This window comes from Enterobacter sp. K510 (assembly GCF_055804875.1).
The window spans coordinates 271,281-288,125 of sequence record NZ_JBNRLQ010000001.1; the positions used below are offsets into that span (position 1 = coordinate 271,281).

Sequence of the window (16,845 nt, forward strand, 5' to 3'; positions counted from 1 at the left end):
TCAGCGCCCCAGATAAACGTCGATAACCTGCTCATTCGCCTGCACCTGCGCGAGCGAGCCTTCTGCCAGCACCTGCCCCTGATGCAGCACGGTCACGTGATCGGCTATGGTTTCCACAAAGCCCATATCGTGCTCCACCACCATCAGCGAATGCTTGCCCGCAAGCTTGCGGAACACCCCGGCGATATATTCGGTTTCCGCATCCGTAAGGCCGGCGGCGGGTTCATCGAGCAGCAGTAAATGCGGCTCCTGCACCAGCAGCATGCCGATCTCCAGAAACTGTTTTTGTCCGTGGGAGAGCAGACCCGCCGGGCGCTGTTTCTGCCCGGTCAGACGCAGCAGCTCCATCACTTCATCAATGCGATCGCGCTGCTCGCCGTTCAGCTTCGCCCGCAGGCTGTGCCACACCGATTTATCGGTTTTCTGCGCAATCTCCAGATTTTCCAGCACGCTCAGCGCTTCAAACACCGTCGGTTTCTGGAATTTACGGCCAATGCCCGCCCGGGCGATCTCCACCGGCGACAGTTCCAGCAGGCTGATGGTCTGATCGTAAAACACCTGTCCGCTCTGCGGCCGCGTCTTGCCGGTGATCACGTCCATCAGCGTGGTTTTCCCTGCCCCGTTGGGGCCGATCACACAGCGCAGCTCGCCGACGCCAATGGACAGCGACAGATCCGTCAGCGCCCGGAAACCGTCAAAGGTGACGTTGATTTTTTCCAGCTGCAATACCGGATCGGTGGTTTCCCGAAAGCGATCCTGCGGCAGCGGCTGGGTAAAGAGCGCATCAGTCATGCTTCCTCCGTTGAATAAGGCCGATAACGCCACGCGGCAAAAACAGCGTGACCAGAATAAACATCAGGCCGAGGAAAAAGAGCCAGAAGTCCGGGAAGGCCACGGTAAACCAGCTGCGCGCGCCGTTGACGATCCCCGCGCCGAGGATCGGGCCGATCAGCGATCCGCGCCCGCCCAGCGCCACCCAGATCGCCGCTTCGATGGAGTTGGTCGGTGACATTTCGCCGGGATTAATAATGCCCACCTGCGGCACATAGAGCGCCCCCGCCAGCCCGCACAGCACCGCCGACAGCGTCCAGACGAACAGCTTAAAGCCGCGCGGATCGTAGCCGCAGAACATCAGGCGGTTCTCCGCATCGCGCACCGCCGTCAGCACGCGGCCAAACTTGCTGCGGGTTAACAGCACGCCCACCAGCAGCGTGCCCGCCAGCAACAGCACGGTGGCGATAAACAGCCCGATGCGCGTGCCGGTGGCGGAGACCGGAAAGCCCAGCATGGTGGTAAAACCGGTAAAACCATTGTTGCCGCCAAAGCCGGTTTCGTTGCGGAAAAACAGCAGCATTCCGGCATAGGTCAGCGCCTGGGTCATAATTGAAAAGTAGACGTCTTTAATGCGCGAGCGGAAGGCGAACCAGCCGAACACCAGCGCCAGCAGCCCCGGCACGAGGATCACCAGGCACAGCGCCCAGGCAAAATACTGCGTGCCCGCCCAGAACCAGGGCAGCTCCGTCCACGACAGAAACGACATAAAGGCAGGCAGCCCGTCGCCGGCGGCCTGACGCATCAGGTACATACCCATGGCGTAGCCGCCGAGGGCGAAAAACAGCCCGTGCCCGAGCGACAGCATCCCGGCGTAGCCCCACACCAGATCCAGCGCTACCGCGACCACCGCATAGCAGAGGATCTTGCCGATCAGCGTCAGCGTATAAGTGGAGATCGCCAGCGGATGATTTGCGGGCAGCAAAGCCAGAAACGGCAGCGCCAGCAGCGCCAGTAACAGCAGCCCGGTAAAAAAGCCGGTCAGGCGTGGCGCGCGTCGGGCCAGGGTCAGCGTTATCGGTTGGCTCATCAGTCAATTACCCGCCCTTTGAATGCAAATAACCCCTGCGGCCGTTTCTGGATAAACAGCACGATCAGGACCAGAATGGCGATTTTCGCCAGCACCGCGCCGGTTTGCGGCTCCAGCACTTTGTTGAGCACGCCCAGCCCCAGCGCGGCCACCACCGTGCCCGCCAGCTGGCCGACGCCGCCGGTGACCACCACCAGGAAAGAGTCGATGATGTAACCCTGCCCCAGTTCCGGGCCAACGTTGCCCAGCTGCGATAAGGCCACGCCCCCCAGCCCGGCGATGCCGGAACCCAGGCCGAAGGCCAGCATGTCCACCCGTCCGGTCGGCACGCCGCAGCAGTCCGCCATACGGCGGTTTTGCGTCACCGCCCGCACGTTCATGCCGAGACGGGTTTTATTGAGCAGCAGCCAGGTAAGGGTCAGCACGCCCGCCACAAAGAGGATCACCGCCAGCCGGTTGTACGGCAGCACCAGATTCGGCAGTACCGCCCAGCCGCCGGAGAGCCAGGCCGGGTTGGCCACTTCGAGATTTTGCGTACCAAACAGCATGCGCACGCACTGGATCAGCATCAGGCTGATCCCCCAGGTGGCGAGCAGGGTTTCCAGCGGTCGTCCATAGAGGTGGCGGATAATGGTACGCTCAAGGATCATGCCCACCGCGGCGGTGATCAGGAAGGCCACCGGCAGCGCCGCCAGCGGGTAGAACGCCAGCCACTCCGGGGCCACGCGCGAAAAGAGATCCTGCACCAGCCAGGTGGAGTACGCGCCGATCATCAGCATCTCGCCGTGGGCCATATTGATCACCCCCAGCAGGCCATAGGTGATCGCCAGCCCCAAAGCCGCCAGCAGCAGGATCGATCCCAGCGAAATGCCGCTGAACGCCTGCCCCAGCCACTCGCCCCACTTCAGGCGCTGCTGCACCTGCGCCAGACTTTCCGCCGCGGCGGCACGCACCGCCGGATCCGGCTCCGCCTGCGGATCCGTCAGGCGCATCAGGCTGGCCTGCACCTGCGGATCGCTGGCTTCACCCAGCAGTTTCACCGCTTCCAGGCGTTTTTCCGCCCGGCTGTCCGCCAGTTGTAAATTCGCCACCGCAATCGCCAGCGCGGTATGCACCCGATCATCCTGTTCGGCGGCCAGGCGCGCGCTGAGCAGCGGCAGCTGATCGGCCTGAGCATTAGCCTGTAACGTCAGCGCCGCCTGAAGCCGCACGGCGTCATCGGGGCTGACCAGTTGATGCGAGGCCAGCGCGCTTTTGATCAGCCCGCGCAGGCGGTTATTAAGGAAGATTTTTTTGACGCTGCCCACCGGGGCGGCATCGCCTTCCAGCGGAATAAATTTGTCACCCGCTGGCGTAAACAGCTGACCGCGCGTATCCGTCACCACTTCCGCCTCATTAAGCGTTTGCAGAAACGGCAGGCGTGAAGCTTCAGGCGCGGCGGCCCACTGCTGGAGCAACTGGATCTGCTGCGCGCGGCTGGCCTGACCGTACTCAGCGGCAGGCCCGGCGTATGCGTGGCTTGCCATCAGCAGACCGCTTAAAAGAAGAAAGCCCAAAGCCGGGAATATTTTCATCATGTCACTGTCTTTCCGGGTGAGTTCAGCCACAGCGTGGGGCCGCGTCTGCCGCCCCACGCCTCTGCCCTGCGGGAATTACTTACCGCCGGTTTTCACCGGGTGATCCGGCTTTTTGTCGTTACCGGCAATGAACGGGCTCCACGGCTGGGCGCGAACCGCCTGCTCCGTCTGCCACACCACGTTGAACTGACCGTTATCTTCGATTTCGCCAATCATCACCGGTTTGTGCAGGTGATGGTTGGTGGCGTCCATGGTCAGGGTGAAGCCGCTCGGCGCGGCGAATGACTGGTTGGCCATGGCCGCGCGCACTTTATCCACATCGGTGGTGCCTGCTTTTTCCACCGCCTGCGCCCACATATGAATGCCGACGTAGGTCGCTTCCATCGGATCGTTGGTCACCACGGTATCGGCGTTCGGCAGCTTGTGCGCTTTGGCATACGCCCGGTAATCGGCGACAAATTTGGTGTTCACCGGATTGCTGACCGATTCAAAATAGTTCCACGCCGCCAGATGCCCGACCAGCGGTTTGGCGTCGATCCCGCGCAGCTCTTCTTCACCCACCGAGAAGGCCACCACCGGCACGTCCGTCGCCTTGATGCCCTGGTTTGCCAGCTCTTTATAGAACGGCACGTTGGAGTCGCCGTTGATGGTGGAGATCACCGCCGTTTTGCCACCGGCCGAGAATTTTTTGATGTTGGAGACAATGGTCTGGTAATCGCTGTAACCGAACGGCGTATAGACCTCTTCGATGTCCTGATCCTTCACGCCTTTGCTGTGCAGGAAGGCGCGCAGGATCTTGTTGGTGGTGCGCGGATAGACGTAATCGGTGCCGAGCAGGAAGAAGCGTTTCGCGCTGCCGCCGTCTTCGCTCATCATGTACTCCACCGCCGGGATCGCCTGCTGGTTCGGCGCTGCACCGGTGTAGAAGACGTTCGGCGACATCTCTTCGCCCTCATACTGCACCGGGTAGAACAGCAGCCCGTTCAGCTCCTCAAATACCGGCAGCACGGATTTACGCGATACCGAGGTCCAGCAGCCAAACACCACCGCCGCTTTATCCTGGCTCAGTAACTGACGGGCTTTTTCCGCGAACAGCGGCCAGTTGGAGGCGGGATCGACCACCACCGGCTCCAGCTGTTTACCCAGCACGCCGCCTTTGGTGTTGATCTCGGCGATGGTCATCAGCGCCATGTCTTTCAGCGGTGTTTCAGAGATCGCCATGGTCCCGGAAAGGGAGTGCATGATCCCCACTTTAATCGTCTCTGCTGCGTGTGCCTGTAGAGAAAAGCCCATGCTCAAAAAGGTGGCGGACAGGGCAAATGCTTTCAGCAACGAACGTCTTTTCATGACTAAACCCCTAAATGGTATTGAGTGAGTGTTGTTGTTGACTACGGTGAAACGGGTTGCAAACTGGCCTGCTGGAGCATGTGTAGTGTGATTTTTCTGACCTCGGCTTTGCTTTGGGAAATATGTCCGGTCAGCAGCTGTTGCGCCTCCCCGGTGTTCTGATCTTCGATGGCCTGCAAAATGCGGGCGTGCTCGTTGTAGGTCGCCTCGACGCGATCCTCGCGGGTGAAATCCAGGTGACGGATAATGCGCATCTTCTCCGTCAGCTCGACGTGCACCCGCACCATTTCGCTGTTGCCGGTGCTCTGCACCAGCGTGGTGTGAAACTGTTCGTCCATCAGCGACAGCGCCTTGCCCGGCGTCATACGCGGCGCGGCGATCCAGAAAGCCGTGAGCGGCGCGAGATGCTCTGAACAGAGCCCCGGCGGCATGCCGCACAGGCGGCGCACCGCTTCCCGCTCCAGCACGATGCGAAAGTCATACAGCGCTTCGTAGTAGGTGAAATCAAAAGGCCGCACCTGCCAGCCGCTGCGGGAATACACCTGCACATAGCCTTCGTGCTCCAGCCAGAACAGCGCCTGACGCACCGGCGTGCGGCTGGCGGACATACGGGCGGAAATCTCGCTTTCGCTGAAATGCTCGCCGGGCATCAGGCGGAAATCGAAAATCTCGTTTTTCAGCGCCTGATAGATGCGTTCCGCCAGCCCCGCGCTGCGCGTTTTGTCGTTTTTACCGCTCGCCGCCATTTGCATCGTGCTACTCCAGCCACAGCAGGCTGTCGCCGGGATTGACCGGACGGCCAGGCTTACAGCCGAGACGCTTCACGCGCCCCGCCTGCGGCGCGACAATCGCCAGCTCCATTTTCATCGCCTCGACGATGACCAGCGGCTGTCCGGCCGTCACCTCGTCGCCCGGCTGCACCAGCACTTTCCAGATATTGCCGCTCATGTCGGCCATTACCGGCTGCGCGTCCTCGTCGATCGCGTCCTCTGCCACCGGCGCGATCTCCTGGCTGCTGTCATCGTCCAGCTGCCAGCGCTCCACTTCCGTCTCAAAAGCGGCGGCCTGATGCTCACGGAAACGGGCGATGTCGTCGGCGTTATCATCCAGGAATTGCAGATGCGCCGGGAAATCGAACACCGTTTCTTCAATGCGCACGGTGGCGCGGCCTTCGCGGAAATCCTCCCGCAGCCGATCCAGCTCTTCTTCGCTGACCGGGTAGAAACGCACCTGGTCGAAGAAGCGCAGCAGCCAGGGTTCGCCGGCGCTGAACTGGTCGTTTTTCAGGAACTTGTTCCAGATCGGCAGCGTACGACCCACCAGCTGATAACCGCCGGGGGAGTCCATGCCGTAGATGCACATGTACATGCCGCCGATGCCCACCGTGCCTTCGGCGGTAAAGGTGCGCGCCGGGTTGTATTTGGAACTTAACAGCCGGTGACGGGGATCGACGGGCACCGCGCAGGGCGCGCCGAGGTATACATCGCCCAGGCCGAGGATCAGATAGCTGGCGTCAAAAATCGTCTCCTTCACCGCCTCGCGGCTTTCAAGACCATTAATGCGCTGAATAAAATCGACGTTGTTCGGCAGCCAGGGGGCGCTGGCGCGTACCGTATCCTGATAGCGGCTGACGGCATCGAGGGTGGCGCGATCTTCAAAGGCCATCGGCAGATGCACGATGCGCGACGGCACTTTCATCTGGCTGACATCGCCGGTGCGCGATTCGGTTTCCAGCAACAGCGCCACCAGCGCCTGCTGGCTGATAAGCTTGCTGTCGTAACGCACCTGTAAGGAGCGCACGCCCGGCGACAGCTCTTTAATGCCCGGATGCGACAGCTCACGCAGTTGCGCCATGATCAGGTGCACGCGCAGACGCAGCGCCAGATCCAGCACGTTATCGCCGTACTCGATGAGGATGTAGTTATCCCCCGCCTGGCGATAGACAATGGCCGGCGCACCGGCGGATGCCGGAAGCGACACCAGCGCCGCCGCGGAGACGCCGTTGCGCTCCGCCAGGGACGGCACCTCAAAGGCGGCCAGCGGGCTGGTTTGCAGCGAATCGATAATGCGATCCATGGCGTTCTCCCGCGCCACCGCTTCCTCAATACTCATCGGGTAGAAACGGATGCGGTCGCCGGGCTTCACCTGGCCCACTTTCCACAGCTCGGCTTTGGCGATGGTCACCGGGCAGACAAAACCGCCGAGGCTTGGCCCGTCACGGGTGAGGATCACCGGGAAATCGCCGGTAAAGTTGATCGCGCCAATAGCGTATTCACAGTCATGCACGTTAGAGGGATGCAGCCCGGCCTCGCCGCCGTTGGGCCGCGCCCAGCCGGGTTTTGGCCCCACCAGCCGCACGCCAAGCCGGTTGGAGTTGTAATGCACCTGCCATTCGCTGGCAAAGAAGTCGTCGATGGACGCCTGGGTGAAGAAATCCGGCGCGCCGTGCGGGCCGTAAAGCACGCCGATGCGCCACTCATCACCATAGGTTGGGATCAGTACCGGCGACAGCGCCTGCGGCTCGCTCACCGGCGCGGGGGTGGTGCAGGCGATCAGCGCCGGACGGGAAATGGGCAGCAGATCCGCCACGCTGAGCGTGCGCCCGGCATGACCACCAAACTGCCCCAGCGCGAAGGTGGAACGGCTGCCGAGATATTCCGGCACGTCGATGCCGTTGCGAACCGCCAGATAACCGCGACAACCGCTCTGCGCCCGGCCCAGCGCCAGCGTCTGCCCCGCCTGCACCGTTACCGGCTGCCACAGGGGAACGGTCTCGCCGTCCAGGGTAGCCTGGCAGTCCGCGCCGGTCAGGGCGATCACCGACGCGGTGTGAAAACGCAGCACCGGGCCCTGCAGGGTAAACTCCAGCCCCGCCGCCGCGTCGTGGTTGCCGACAATGCGGTTCGCCAGCCGGAAGGCAAAATCATCCATCGGGCCGGACGGCGGCACGCCGATGTCCCAGTATCCGAGACGTCCCGGATAGTCCTGCACGCTGCTCCAGGTGCCCGGTTGCAGCACTTCAATCACCGCGCTCTCCACCGTCACGCTGTCGAGCATTCGCGTCCAGACGTTGCCGTCCACGAAGGCGTCGCTGGCGGTGATCTGCCGCAGATAATCGAGGTTGGTGGCGATGCCGTGCAGACGCGTGGCGTTCAGCGCCTGCTGAAGTTTTGCCAGCGCCGCTTCGCGGGTTGGCGCATGGACAATCAGTTTGGCGATCATCGGATCGTAAAACGCTGACACCTCGCTGCCGGTGATGACGCCAGTATCAATGCGCACGTCCGGCGGGAACACCACTTCGGTCAGCACGCCGGGGCTGGGCTGGAAGTTTTTCAGCGGGTTTTCGGCATAGATGCGCACTTCAATGGCCGCGCCCTGCGGGGCCTGCGCCAGCCGAGCCCAGTCGATGGACTCTCCGGCGGCGACCCGCAGCATGCACTCCACCAGATCCAGCCCGGTAACGCACTCGGTTACCGGATGCTCCACCTGTAAGCGGGTGTTCACTTCGAGGAAATAGAAGGCGTCCTGCGCACTGTCGTAGATAAACTCCACCGTCCCGGCGCTGCGGTAGTTAACCTGTTTCCCCAGCTGTACGGCGGCGTTCAGCAGCGCCTCGCGGGTGGCGGGCGGCAGATGCGGCGCGGGCGTCTCCTCCACCACTTTCTGATTGCGGCGTTGCAGGGAGCAGTCGCGCTCGCCGAGGGCCACCACGTTGCCCTGCCCGTCGCCAAAAATCTGTACTTCGATATGGCGCGCGCGATCGATGCAGCGTTCAAGGAATACCCCCGCGTCGCTGAAGAACTGCTCTCCCAGACGGCGCACGCTTTCCCAGGCCTGTGCCAGCGCCTCGTCGTCGGCGCAGCGCGTCAGGCCGATGCCGCCGCCGCCCGCGGTGCTTTTCAGCATCACCGGATAGCCGATCAACTCCGCGGCGTTAAGCGCCTCCGGCAGAGTATTGAGCAGACCGGTGCCCGGCGTCATCGGCACGCCTGCGGCGGCGGCCAGCTCACGGGCGCGATGCTTGAGGCCGAACTCGCCGATCTGCTCTGCGGTCGGGCCGATAAAGACGATCCCGGCGCTGTCGCAGGCGGCGGCAAACGCCAGGCTTTCAGAGAGAAAACCGTAGCCCGGCCAGATGGCCTGCGCCCCGCTCTCCTGCGCGGCGGCAATGATGTTGTCGATGCGCAGATAGCTGTCGCTGGCCTTTTCACCGCCGAGCGGCAATGCCACATCCGCCTGTTTGACGTGTTCGGCGTTTTTATCCGCGTCGGAGTATACCGCCACACTGGTGATGCCGAGGCGCTTCAGGGTGCGGATGGCGCGGCAGGCAATTTCGCCGCGGTTAGCGATAAGCACGGTATTAAACATGGCGGGTCTCCTGGCGGGCGATCCAGTTGCGCCAGCCTCCGAATGCGGTAATGTTCGTGGCATCAGGTAGCGCTGCCGGTTCACAGATAAAGCCTTTCACCAGACGGCCATCGCTCAGCTCCAGCGTGCCGATGCCGAGCGGCGGCGGGATCTCCGCGACGAATTCACCGAAGCGGGCCAGCGGGATGTCCCACAGCTCCACCTCAATGGCCGCCCCCTCATCCGCGCGGGCAAGACCCGGTTTCTGCGGCTGAGTGTTTGCCAGCGCATACAAGCGGTAGCAGGCCGCCGTTTGCGTGGCTTCCACAAAGACCGCCCGGCGGGTAGTCAGCTGGAAATTGAGCGGCATACCGCGCAGATGCGCGCCAACCACCGCCACGCGCACATGCTGCGCCGACACCGGCAGCGGCGTGCAGGACGGCGTGAAATCCCGCCCCGTCGCCCCCAGCGGCAGCGCCAGCTGCTGTTGCCAGCGCACGCCGAAATCCGCCAGGGCGCGATCGTGCCAGGCCGGGGCGATAAGCGTGATCCCTGCCGGTAAGCCGTCTGCGCGGAACGGCGCAGGCAGCGCCAGCGCGGAAAGATCCGCCAGATTGGTAAAGTTGGTGTAGGTACCAAACTGCGAGTTAAAGCGCACCGGCTCCTGCTTCATCTCATCGATGGTGTGAATGGTCGGCGAGGTCGGCACCACCAGCGCATCCACCTCACGCAGGGCGGCGTTAATCTGCTGCGCCAGTTCCGCGCGCAGGTATTCCGCCTGAAACGCTTCCACGGCGCTGAATTTCAGGCCCCCGGAAATAATCCCGTGCACGGTGGGATCCATTTGCGCCGGGTGATCCAGCATTTCACCAACAGCGGCGGTACGCTCCGCCACCCATGGCCCCTGATACAGCTGTTCTGCGAGACGGGTGAAGGCTGAAAAATCAATCGGCTTCAGGGTAGCGCCGCTTTCGCGCAGCGCGGCCAGCGCCTGTTCCCACGCGGCTTGTGCCTGCGCGTCGTCAAAAAAGGTCAGGGTTGCCGGGATGGCAAACAGCGGATTTTGTGAAATGGCGGCAGGCGCGGTGGCCGGATGGACGCGGGAGTAGGCATCCCCGGCGTCGTGGCCAGCGGCAAGAGTGGTGATATAAAAGGCGTCCTCCACCGTCAGGGCGAAGACCGACAGCGTGTCGTTCAGCCGACAGGCAGGCACCACGCCCTGAGCGGAGAGCCAGCCTTTGGTGGGCTTCAGACCAACGATATTGTTAAAGGCCGCAGGGACGCGCCCGGATCCGGCGGTATCAGTACCCAGCGCGAACGGCACCAGACCACGCGCCACCACCGATGCCGAGCCGGAACTGGAGCCGCCGCTGACGTAATCCGCGTTAAAAGTATTGCTCACCGCGCCATAGGGTGAGCGCGTGCCCACCAGCCCGGTGGCGAACTGGTCGAGGTTGGTTTTGCCGATGACGATCGCGCCTGCCGCTTTGAGTTTTGCCACCGCGAAGGCATCGCGCTCAGCAGGGTAAGCGAAGGCCGGACAGGCGGCGGTGGTCGACCAGCCCGCGACATCAATATTGTCTTTCACCGCAAACGGAATGCCGAATAACGGCAGCGCGTCCGGGTCCTGCTGGTACTGTGGCAATAAGGCGTCGAGCTGCTCGCGGATCTGCGCAGCGCTGGCAATGGCGATCCAGGCGTTATCTTCCGACGCCAGGGATCCGGCATACGCCTCAAGGAGTGAAAATATGTCATCGCTATGCTGGTGGATATGCTGTTGCCATGCCGACAACGTATTTCCTGTCATTGCTGTCATGTTCTGGATCCCTGTTGGTATACAAGATGAAATCCAGATAGCAACTGCCGTGCCAGAAAGTTAACTCAATGATTAATTTGATTTATTTGTATATATCGGGAATATATTTACGATGGCGCTGCACTACCGTTGAACATATTTGTACCAGCGCAGTGCAGAGGGTCAGAGGAATAATCAATAAAAGAAAAGGCCATCAGATAATAATGTTATGGCTTTTTACTAAATATCGGGAATGCATTCATGAGAATCATTATAAATCTTTAAAGGAGGCTATTTTATGGGAAACCACTTGCCATTATAACCTGTGGGTTATAAAATTTTATAACCCGCAGGTTATAGGAGATAAGGAAATTGGTGTGGGAAATCATTACGCGAAAGCTGTTTGATAGGTGGTTTGAGGAACAGACCGAGGAAGTACAGGAAGAAATTTTAGCCCACTTCGTCATTCTCGAAGAGGATGGTCCACACTTAGGACGACCACAGGTAGACCAGATCAAGGGATCGCAATACCAGAACATGAAGGAACTTCGCGTACAGGTTGCGGGGCATCCATTCCGGGCATTCTTCGCATTTGATCCGCAGCGAAAAGCGATTGTGTTATGCGCGGCAGATAAGAAAAGTGAAACGGATAAAATCTTCTATAAACGTATGATTAAGATTGCCGATGCTGAGTTCAAATCGCATCTGAAATCACCGGAGGTTAAAGAAAATGGCGACGCTTAAAGAAATGATGGCTAAACGCTCTCCAGAAAGCCGTGATCGCATAAAGGCGCGTGCCGCTGAAATACGTCAGGAAATTACCTTAGCGAAACTGCGCGAAGAGCTAAACGTCTCGCAGACACAACTCGCCGCCGCGCTGGGCGTAAGCCAGCCTTCTGTCGTTAAGATGGAGAAGATCGATAATGACCCGAAACTTTCTACACTCAAGCGCTATGTTACGGCGCTGGGCGGAGAGTTAACGTTAGATGTTACCCTGCCAGACGGTAAGCGAATTGCGCTTAACCTGTAACTGAAATTTAAGAGCCCGCATTATGCGGGCTTTATATATTCAGACGCCGATGACTTCGCATTGCATACTCACATGCGTACTATCAGGCGCGGATATCGTCATACTCGCGGGTATTATCAAACTCATGTTTGGCAAACGGGCAAAGCGGGATAATTTTTCGCTCTTCCTGACGCATTTTTTCAACCACGCGCGCCACCAGCTGTTTGCCGACGCCCTGACCTTTCAGGCTCGGGTCGACATCGGTATGTTCGATAATGCTTAAATGCTCGCCGGTCGGGACAAAAACGATTTCCGCGATCTGCTCGCCGTCGGCATTATTCACATAAAATTTATTATGGCCTTCAAGGATTTCCATTATTTGCTCTCTTTTTTCTGGCGGTACTGAAGTGCACCGCTCGGGCAGGTGTCGATAATGCGTGTGACCGTTGCCGCATCCACTTCATCCGGCATGATCCAGGGTTTGCGTTTCAGATCGAAAAGCGCCGCGCTGCCGCGTACGCACTTTCCGGCATGCTGACAGAGTGCGGTATTGAAATAGACATCTATTTGCTGACCGCTGTAGAGGCGGTAGCCCGCATCCAGGAGTGCTTTATCCATGACATTGGCTCGGTATGTTATTTTTTTGGGGGCGAATTTAGCATACCGATATGAAGGCGTGGTGACTACGGGGCGGCCGCATAATTATTCACGGCCTTACACCTTTTTTACCAGCGTGGTGACATTGCGGTCTGCCTCGCGCGCGTAATCGAAAGTATCGACGCACAGCAGGATCAGCTTCAGCCCGCGGCCGCTTTCCATCAGCGGCGACATCTCCGCAAAGTCTGTCGCGCGCGCCGCCTCAATCAGCCCGTCAGGCATGGCGTCGCCGCTGTCGGTAAAGCGCAGGCAGACCTCTTCGTCCGTGGCGGTAAATTCGGCGCTAAAGGATCGGCTGTCGTCCTCGTGCAGGGCATAACGAATGATATTGGTGGCCGCCTCGCAGGCGGCTAAATCAAGGGCGAACTGCCACTCCTCCTGCACCGGCAATTCCGCCATATGGTTTGCCAGCCACCCGGCCAGCGGCGTAAGCGAGCGGAGCGACGCCGCAAAACGCTGTTTATCCGCCATGGTTCAGCTGCTCGACGGCCGCCGCGCGATCGGGGCAGATACGAAAAATACGATCCATACGCGTGAGGGTAAACATATTGCGGATCCCGGCGTTCATGCTGCACAGCGCCATTTCTCCCCTGCCGTTCATCATTTTCATCAGCGACACCAGGGTGCCGAGGCCGCTACTGTCGATAAAATCAATTTTGCTGAAATCCATGATCAGCGCCTTACGATCTTCCCCCACTTCCCGCATGATCGCCTCTTTGAAGGCCGCGGCAACGGAGGCGTCGAGGCGGCGGATTGAGGGGGTGAGGATATTCATGTTCAGATGTCGTTCAGTATCAATGTGCATTACGCTTCTCCTTTTCGCTCGATCAGCAGCAGTGAAACATCGTCGGCCATCGCGTTATCGCCATCGCCTTCACCGTTGCGCCAGCGGATCAAATGTTGACCAAACTGCGCCAGCAGTTCGTCCAGCGGCAAAGTTGTGTGGCTTTGCAGCCAGTGTTGTAAAGATTGCGGGCCGAACTGCGTGCCGGTCGGATCCTCGCATTCGGTAATACCATCGCTGAACAGGCACAGCCGCTCGCCCGCAGCCAGCGAGAAGTGCACGTCCTCCCAGCTGAGATCGGGCATTAAGCCTACAGGCGCGCCGCCGTTGCCCACGGCGCGCGCGTCGCCGTTCGGAGTGATGATAAAGGGCGTCGGGTGCCCGGCCTGGCACAGCCGTCCCTGGCCGCTGTCGAGATCGATGACGCCATAAATCATCGTGAAATAGCTCATGATCTCTGCCTCTTCGCTGCAAAAACGGCTGTTGAGGATCTGCACCACATCGGCGGGGGATGCCACCTCGCCATTATCGGCAAATAAGAAGCGCTCCACTGCCCGGCCATGCAGAAACTGGCGCGCAACGGCAAGGGACATCATGGCCGCGCCGACGCCATGGCCCGAAACATCGACGCAGTAAAACGCCAGATGGTTATCCAGGGGAAAGACGTTGAAAATATCCCCGGACACCCAGGCCGAGGGCAAAAACAGCCAGTCGGAAAAAAAATCCTGATAGCGCAACTGGTGGGACGGCAGTACCGAGTGCTGAATACGCGCCGCCGCTTCCAGATCCAGCTCAATCTGCCGCAGCGCTTCGCTAAGCCGCGTGTTGTGCGCCGCCAGCGTCGCCTCCAGCGTCAGAATACGCGCCCCGGCGTGCAGCCGCGCCCGCAGCTCTGCCTGCTCGACGGGCTTACTGAGAAAATCATCCGCGCCCGCATCAAAGCCGAGGGTCACATCGCCGGTATTTTCCCGCGCGGTGAGCAGGATGACATAAATATAGTGACCAAACTGGCGGCTACGGATCTCCCGGCACAGCGTCAGGCCATCCATCTCCGGCATTTCCCAGTCGCTGATCACCATGCTCACCGGCTGGGTTTCCAGAATATGCAGCGCAGCGATGCCGTTTTCCGCCTCGCTCACCGCATAGCCCCACTGGGCCAGCATCCGCACCAGCAGACGACGGTAAACCGGTGAATCTTCAACAACCAGAACCTGTTGTGGCGACATGGTATCCCCTATAGCGGTAAGAACCAGGTAAGGCTGACCGTGCCTTCACGAAATTTCCCATTGCCGGTCTGATGACCCGGATAACGCGTGCCGGAATAGTTGGCGTACTGCACGGAAAAAGATCCCGGCGTATAGCCCGCATAGCCAAAACTGTAGCTGTAATCGCCGTTCCACGGCTGCTGCTGACTGCTGTCGGGATACCAGAACGCCGTGGCGCGCACGAAGAAATGCTGTTTGAAGGTATAACCGCAGCCGCCCAGCATGACGTTTTTGTTTTTGCGGATATCGTTGCTGCTTAAATCGTAATAGCGCGGCACCCAGCTGTAGCCCGCCTGACAGATAATGGAGTCGCCTTTATTGATCAACAGCGCGTTTTCCACGGGCTTTGGCAGCGAGAATTTATAGGCCAGCGTCACGGCGCCCTGCTCAAAATAGGTGTTACGGCGGCTGCCGGAGGTCCAGAAGTGATTGTCGCCATAGTTGCTGTAGACCAGGCTAACGGTATTGGCGTGCCAGTCGTCATAGCCAAAACTGTAGCGGAAATCCGCCGTGTAACGGCTGGTATCCGTCACCGGCAGACGGGAAGTGACGTTAGCGAACCAGAAGCTGTAGGGCGAATATTGCAGGCTGAGGTTCAGCGTCTGGTTGTATTTCTTTTTCTGCTCCGCCGTGGATGAACTGTTAGGAATGGCGATCCTCTGCTCCTTCAGCCCTGAAGTGAAGCTCAGCGCCCCGGAAAATTTATCCTCATTACCGGAGAAAAGCCGTCCCCAGCGGCTGGTGAAAACCCCCACCTGCACCGGTTCGCCGGCTTCATCCCGTAAAGTCTCTTTTTTGTCTGCTTCCGCTGCAGCCGTTGCGGTGGCGGCCGATAACAGCACGCAGGCCAGCAAGAATTTCTCACGCATACTGCCTTTCCTTAGTTAGGGATCCAGCGAGCGGCGACGTTGTATTTCGCCATCAGCCATAACACGCCCAGCGCGGCCGCGTGAATGAGGGTGTTTTCGATCCATGCCTGCCGCCATAAATCGAAGGTCACAAACTGGCTCACCAGCAGCACCACATAGACATGCAAAATGAAGGTATAAAGCGAGCGTTGTCCCAGCGGGATCAGAAACCACCCCGCCACACGATAGATCGGCAGCCAGCACCAGCTGAGCAGCAGATAGACCGTCACCATCAGACAAATATCGTTCAGCACCCGCACCGGCCCGAGGCCGTTTTTCGCCGCCCAGGTATGATAAAAGGCGTTGAAATCGGCAGGGGAAATCACATGCATCAGCAGGGCGTGCGGCATAAAGGGGTTGGTATGGTTCTGGGCGACAAAAGCGAGGATAAGGGCGATCACCACCATGGCAACCACCACCACTTTGCCGGAGGGCGTGCGGGCAAAAGAGAGCAACTCTTCTTTGTACCAGCCGCTGCACATGCCCAGCACAAAGATAAATTGCCAGGCCAGCAGCGGAAAGGCGAACTCAAATTCGGACGGCGTAACGCGCAGCGGCCAGCGCTGCCAGCAGCCGTACACCAGCAGTGAGAGGCTTAACAGCCAGTACACTTTCCCTTTACTCAGCATCCCCAGAAATAGTGGGCTTAACAGCAACAAAAAAATATACAGGCCGAGAATTTGCGTCTGATGCGGGCCTATCTGCAAATAGAGAATGATATTAAACCAGGTTTCTTTGATTTGCGGTGTGACCGGATAAAGGGACCAGGTGGTACCGGAAAAGCGATCGGTAAAATGGGTGACTTCAAAAACATTGATAAACGGCAAATACCCCAGCAATAAGAAGGAAACTATAATAATGATATTTACGCGATATATTTTCCATGCCCGCAGATAAAGTCCCCACGATACAGTAAGCAATACCACTTTCTGCAGACGGGCGCGATTTAACATGCCAAGCATAAATCCTGAAAGAATAACAAAGCCTTCAGCACCGGTAGTTAAGCCGAATCGTTCCCAGGTGAAAATATTAAAAACAGAGAGTAATTCGGTATGCGCCACCACCATCATTACCAGCGCAATGCCACGCATCAGGTCAATACGCAGATCGCGGTTGCCCGGGATCGCATAGCGCCATGACACTGATTTTTCAGTTTCTTTTTTTGGTAGCGCTGGCGCAATCTGGCTCATAGGTTTCCCTTACACTCATCCCAAAAAAATGTTTCAAATTATTTATTTAGCTTAAATAAATGGTTCTGGCAATTATTCATCGGCACTCATTCTTTATTTAGTGAC

At 59.2% G+C, this 16,845-nt stretch carries 16 protein-coding genes; 2 read left to right on the plus strand and 14 right to left on the minus strand.

Features of this window, described 5'->3' with window-relative positions:
• The 7 genes from urtD to atzF all read right to left on the minus strand — a co-directional run bounded on the left by urtD (position 1) and on the right by atzF (position 10,948).
• Entirely contained in the window at positions 1–792 is a 792-nt protein-coding gene (gene urtD, locus ACQUTD_RS01235) for an urea ABC transporter ATP-binding protein UrtD (RefSeq protein WP_473274688.1), read from the minus strand.
• Positions 785–1,861 (minus strand): urea ABC transporter permease subunit UrtC, encoded by a 1,077-nt coding sequence (gene urtC / locus ACQUTD_RS01240; RefSeq protein WP_473274686.1) that lies wholly within the window; start codon positions 1,859–1,861, stop codon positions 785–787. The genes urtD and urtC overlap by 8 nt, the downstream gene beginning before the upstream one ends.
• Positions 1,861–3,435 (minus strand): urea ABC transporter permease subunit UrtB, encoded by a 1,575-nt coding sequence (urtB, locus tag ACQUTD_RS01245; protein ID WP_473274698.1) that lies wholly within the window; start codon positions 3,433–3,435, stop codon positions 1,861–1,863. The genes urtC and urtB overlap by 1 nt, the downstream gene beginning before the upstream one ends.
• A 78-nt stretch (positions 3,436–3,513) precedes the next feature.
• On the minus strand, positions 3,514–4,785 hold the full coding sequence (gene urtA, locus ACQUTD_RS01250; protein ID WP_473274685.1) for an urea ABC transporter substrate-binding protein: 1,272 nt from the start codon (positions 4,783–4,785) through the stop codon (positions 3,514–3,516).
• A gap of 41 nt (positions 4,786–4,826) precedes the next feature.
• Positions 4,827–5,537, minus strand: coding sequence for a GntR family transcriptional regulator (locus tag ACQUTD_RS01255; protein ID WP_412175866.1), 711 nt, complete (start codon positions 5,535–5,537; stop codon positions 4,827–4,829).
• A 4-nt stretch (positions 5,538–5,541) separates the two neighbouring features.
• On the minus strand, positions 5,542–9,153 hold the full coding sequence (gene uca, locus ACQUTD_RS01260) for an urea carboxylase (protein ID WP_473274683.1): 3,612 nt from the start codon (positions 9,151–9,153) through the stop codon (positions 5,542–5,544).
• Positions 9,146–10,948 (minus strand): allophanate hydrolase, encoded by a 1,803-nt coding sequence (gene atzF, locus ACQUTD_RS01265; protein WP_473274680.1) that lies wholly within the window; start codon positions 10,946–10,948, stop codon positions 9,146–9,148. The genes uca and atzF overlap by 8 nt, the downstream gene beginning before the upstream one ends.
• A gap of 354 nt (positions 10,949–11,302) precedes the next feature.
• Between atzF and ACQUTD_RS01270 the strand changes: the two genes are divergently transcribed.
• Together ACQUTD_RS01270 and ACQUTD_RS01275 are read left to right on the plus strand one after the other, a co-directional pair.
• Positions 11,303–11,671 (plus strand): type II toxin-antitoxin system RelE/ParE family toxin, encoded by a 369-nt coding sequence (locus tag ACQUTD_RS01270; RefSeq protein ID WP_473274678.1) that lies wholly within the window; start codon positions 11,303–11,305, stop codon positions 11,669–11,671.
• Positions 11,658–11,957, plus strand: a complete 300-nt coding sequence (locus tag ACQUTD_RS01275) for a helix-turn-helix domain-containing protein (RefSeq protein WP_072569867.1) — start codon at positions 11,658–11,660, stop codon at positions 11,955–11,957. The genes ACQUTD_RS01270 and ACQUTD_RS01275 overlap by 14 nt, the downstream gene beginning before the upstream one ends.
• A gap of 82 nt (positions 11,958–12,039) precedes the next feature.
• Here the strand turns inward: ACQUTD_RS01275 and ACQUTD_RS01280 are convergent, their stop codons facing one another.
• From ACQUTD_RS01280 to opgC, 7 genes are all read right to left on the minus strand, one after another.
• Positions 12,040–12,312, minus strand: a complete 273-nt coding sequence (locus ACQUTD_RS01280; RefSeq protein ID WP_072569866.1) for a GNAT family N-acetyltransferase — start codon at positions 12,310–12,312, stop codon at positions 12,040–12,042.
• On the minus strand, positions 12,312–12,554 hold the full coding sequence (locus ACQUTD_RS01285) for a (4Fe-4S)-binding protein (protein WP_473274677.1): 243 nt from the start codon (positions 12,552–12,554) through the stop codon (positions 12,312–12,314). The genes ACQUTD_RS01280 and ACQUTD_RS01285 overlap by 1 nt, the downstream gene beginning before the upstream one ends.
• A gap of 96 nt (positions 12,555–12,650) precedes the next feature.
• The gene (locus ACQUTD_RS01290; RefSeq protein WP_473274675.1) at positions 12,651–13,064 is read right to left on the minus strand and encodes an ATP-binding protein; all 414 of its coding nucleotides are present in this window, start codon (positions 13,062–13,064) and stop codon (positions 12,651–12,653) included.
• A complete protein-coding gene (locus ACQUTD_RS01295) occupies positions 13,054–13,398 on the minus strand; it encodes an STAS domain-containing protein (protein WP_318373515.1) in 345 nt (114 codons plus the stop codon). The genes ACQUTD_RS01290 and ACQUTD_RS01295 overlap by 11 nt, the downstream gene beginning before the upstream one ends.
• Entirely contained in the window at positions 13,398–14,603 is a 1,206-nt protein-coding gene (locus ACQUTD_RS01300) for a PP2C family protein-serine/threonine phosphatase (RefSeq protein WP_072569857.1), read from the minus strand. Before ACQUTD_RS01300 ends, ACQUTD_RS01295 begins: the two co-directional genes overlap by 1 nt.
• 8 nt (positions 14,604–14,611) lie before the next feature.
• Entirely contained in the window at positions 14,612–15,511 is a 900-nt protein-coding gene (locus tag ACQUTD_RS01305; protein ID WP_473274673.1) for a hypothetical protein, read from the minus strand.
• An 11-nt stretch (positions 15,512–15,522) separates the two neighbouring features.
• Positions 15,523–16,740 carry an OpgC domain-containing protein gene (gene opgC / locus ACQUTD_RS01310; protein ID WP_072569855.1) on the minus strand — a complete coding sequence of 406 codons (1,218 nt, stop codon included), beginning with the start codon at positions 16,738–16,740 and terminating at the stop codon, positions 15,523–15,525.
• Positions 16,741–16,845: the final 105 nt, after the last annotated feature.

Excerpts from the sequence above, each read along its gene's own strand:
- urtD (WP_473274688.1), bottom strand. The coding sequence starts at position 792 with ATGACTGATGCGCTCTTTACCCAGCCGCTGCCGCAGGATCGCTTTCGG.
- urtC (WP_473274686.1), bottom strand. The coding sequence starts at position 1,861 with ATGAGCCAACCGATAACGCTGACCCTGGCCCGACGCGCGCCACGCCTG.
- urtB (WP_473274698.1), bottom strand. The coding sequence starts at position 3,435 with ATGAAAATATTCCCGGCTTTGGGCTTTCTTCTTTTAAGCGGTCTGCTG.
- urtA (WP_473274685.1), bottom strand. The coding sequence starts at position 4,785 with ATGAAAAGACGTTCGTTGCTGAAAGCATTTGCCCTGTCCGCCACCTTT.
- ACQUTD_RS01255 (WP_412175866.1), bottom strand. The coding sequence starts at position 5,537 with ATGCAAATGGCGGCGAGCGGTAAAAACGACAAAACGCGCAGCGCGGGG.
- uca (WP_473274683.1), bottom strand. The coding sequence starts at position 9,153 with ATGTTTAATACCGTGCTTATCGCTAACCGCGGCGAAATTGCCTGCCGC.
- atzF (WP_473274680.1), bottom strand. The coding sequence starts at position 10,948 with ATGACAGCAATGACAGGAAATACGTTGTCGGCATGGCAACAGCATATC.
- ACQUTD_RS01275 (WP_072569867.1), top strand. The coding sequence starts at position 11,658 with ATGGCGACGCTTAAAGAAATGATGGCTAAACGCTCTCCAGAAAGCCGT.
- ACQUTD_RS01280 (WP_072569866.1), bottom strand. The coding sequence starts at position 12,312 with ATGGAAATCCTTGAAGGCCATAATAAATTTTATGTGAATAATGCCGAC.
- ACQUTD_RS01285 (WP_473274677.1), bottom strand. The coding sequence starts at position 12,554 with ATGGATAAAGCACTCCTGGATGCGGGCTACCGCCTCTACAGCGGTCAG.
- ACQUTD_RS01290 (WP_473274675.1), bottom strand. The coding sequence starts at position 13,064 with ATGGCGGATAAACAGCGTTTTGCGGCGTCGCTCCGCTCGCTTACGCCG.
- ACQUTD_RS01295 (WP_318373515.1), bottom strand. The coding sequence starts at position 13,398 with ATGCACATTGATACTGAACGACATCTGAACATGAATATCCTCACCCCC.
- ACQUTD_RS01300 (WP_072569857.1), bottom strand. The coding sequence starts at position 14,603 with ATGTCGCCACAACAGGTTCTGGTTGTTGAAGATTCACCGGTTTACCGT.
- ACQUTD_RS01305 (WP_473274673.1), bottom strand. The coding sequence starts at position 15,511 with ATGCGTGAGAAATTCTTGCTGGCCTGCGTGCTGTTATCGGCCGCCACC.
- opgC (WP_072569855.1), bottom strand. The coding sequence starts at position 16,740 with ATGAGCCAGATTGCGCCAGCGCTACCAAAAAAAGAAACTGAAAAATCA.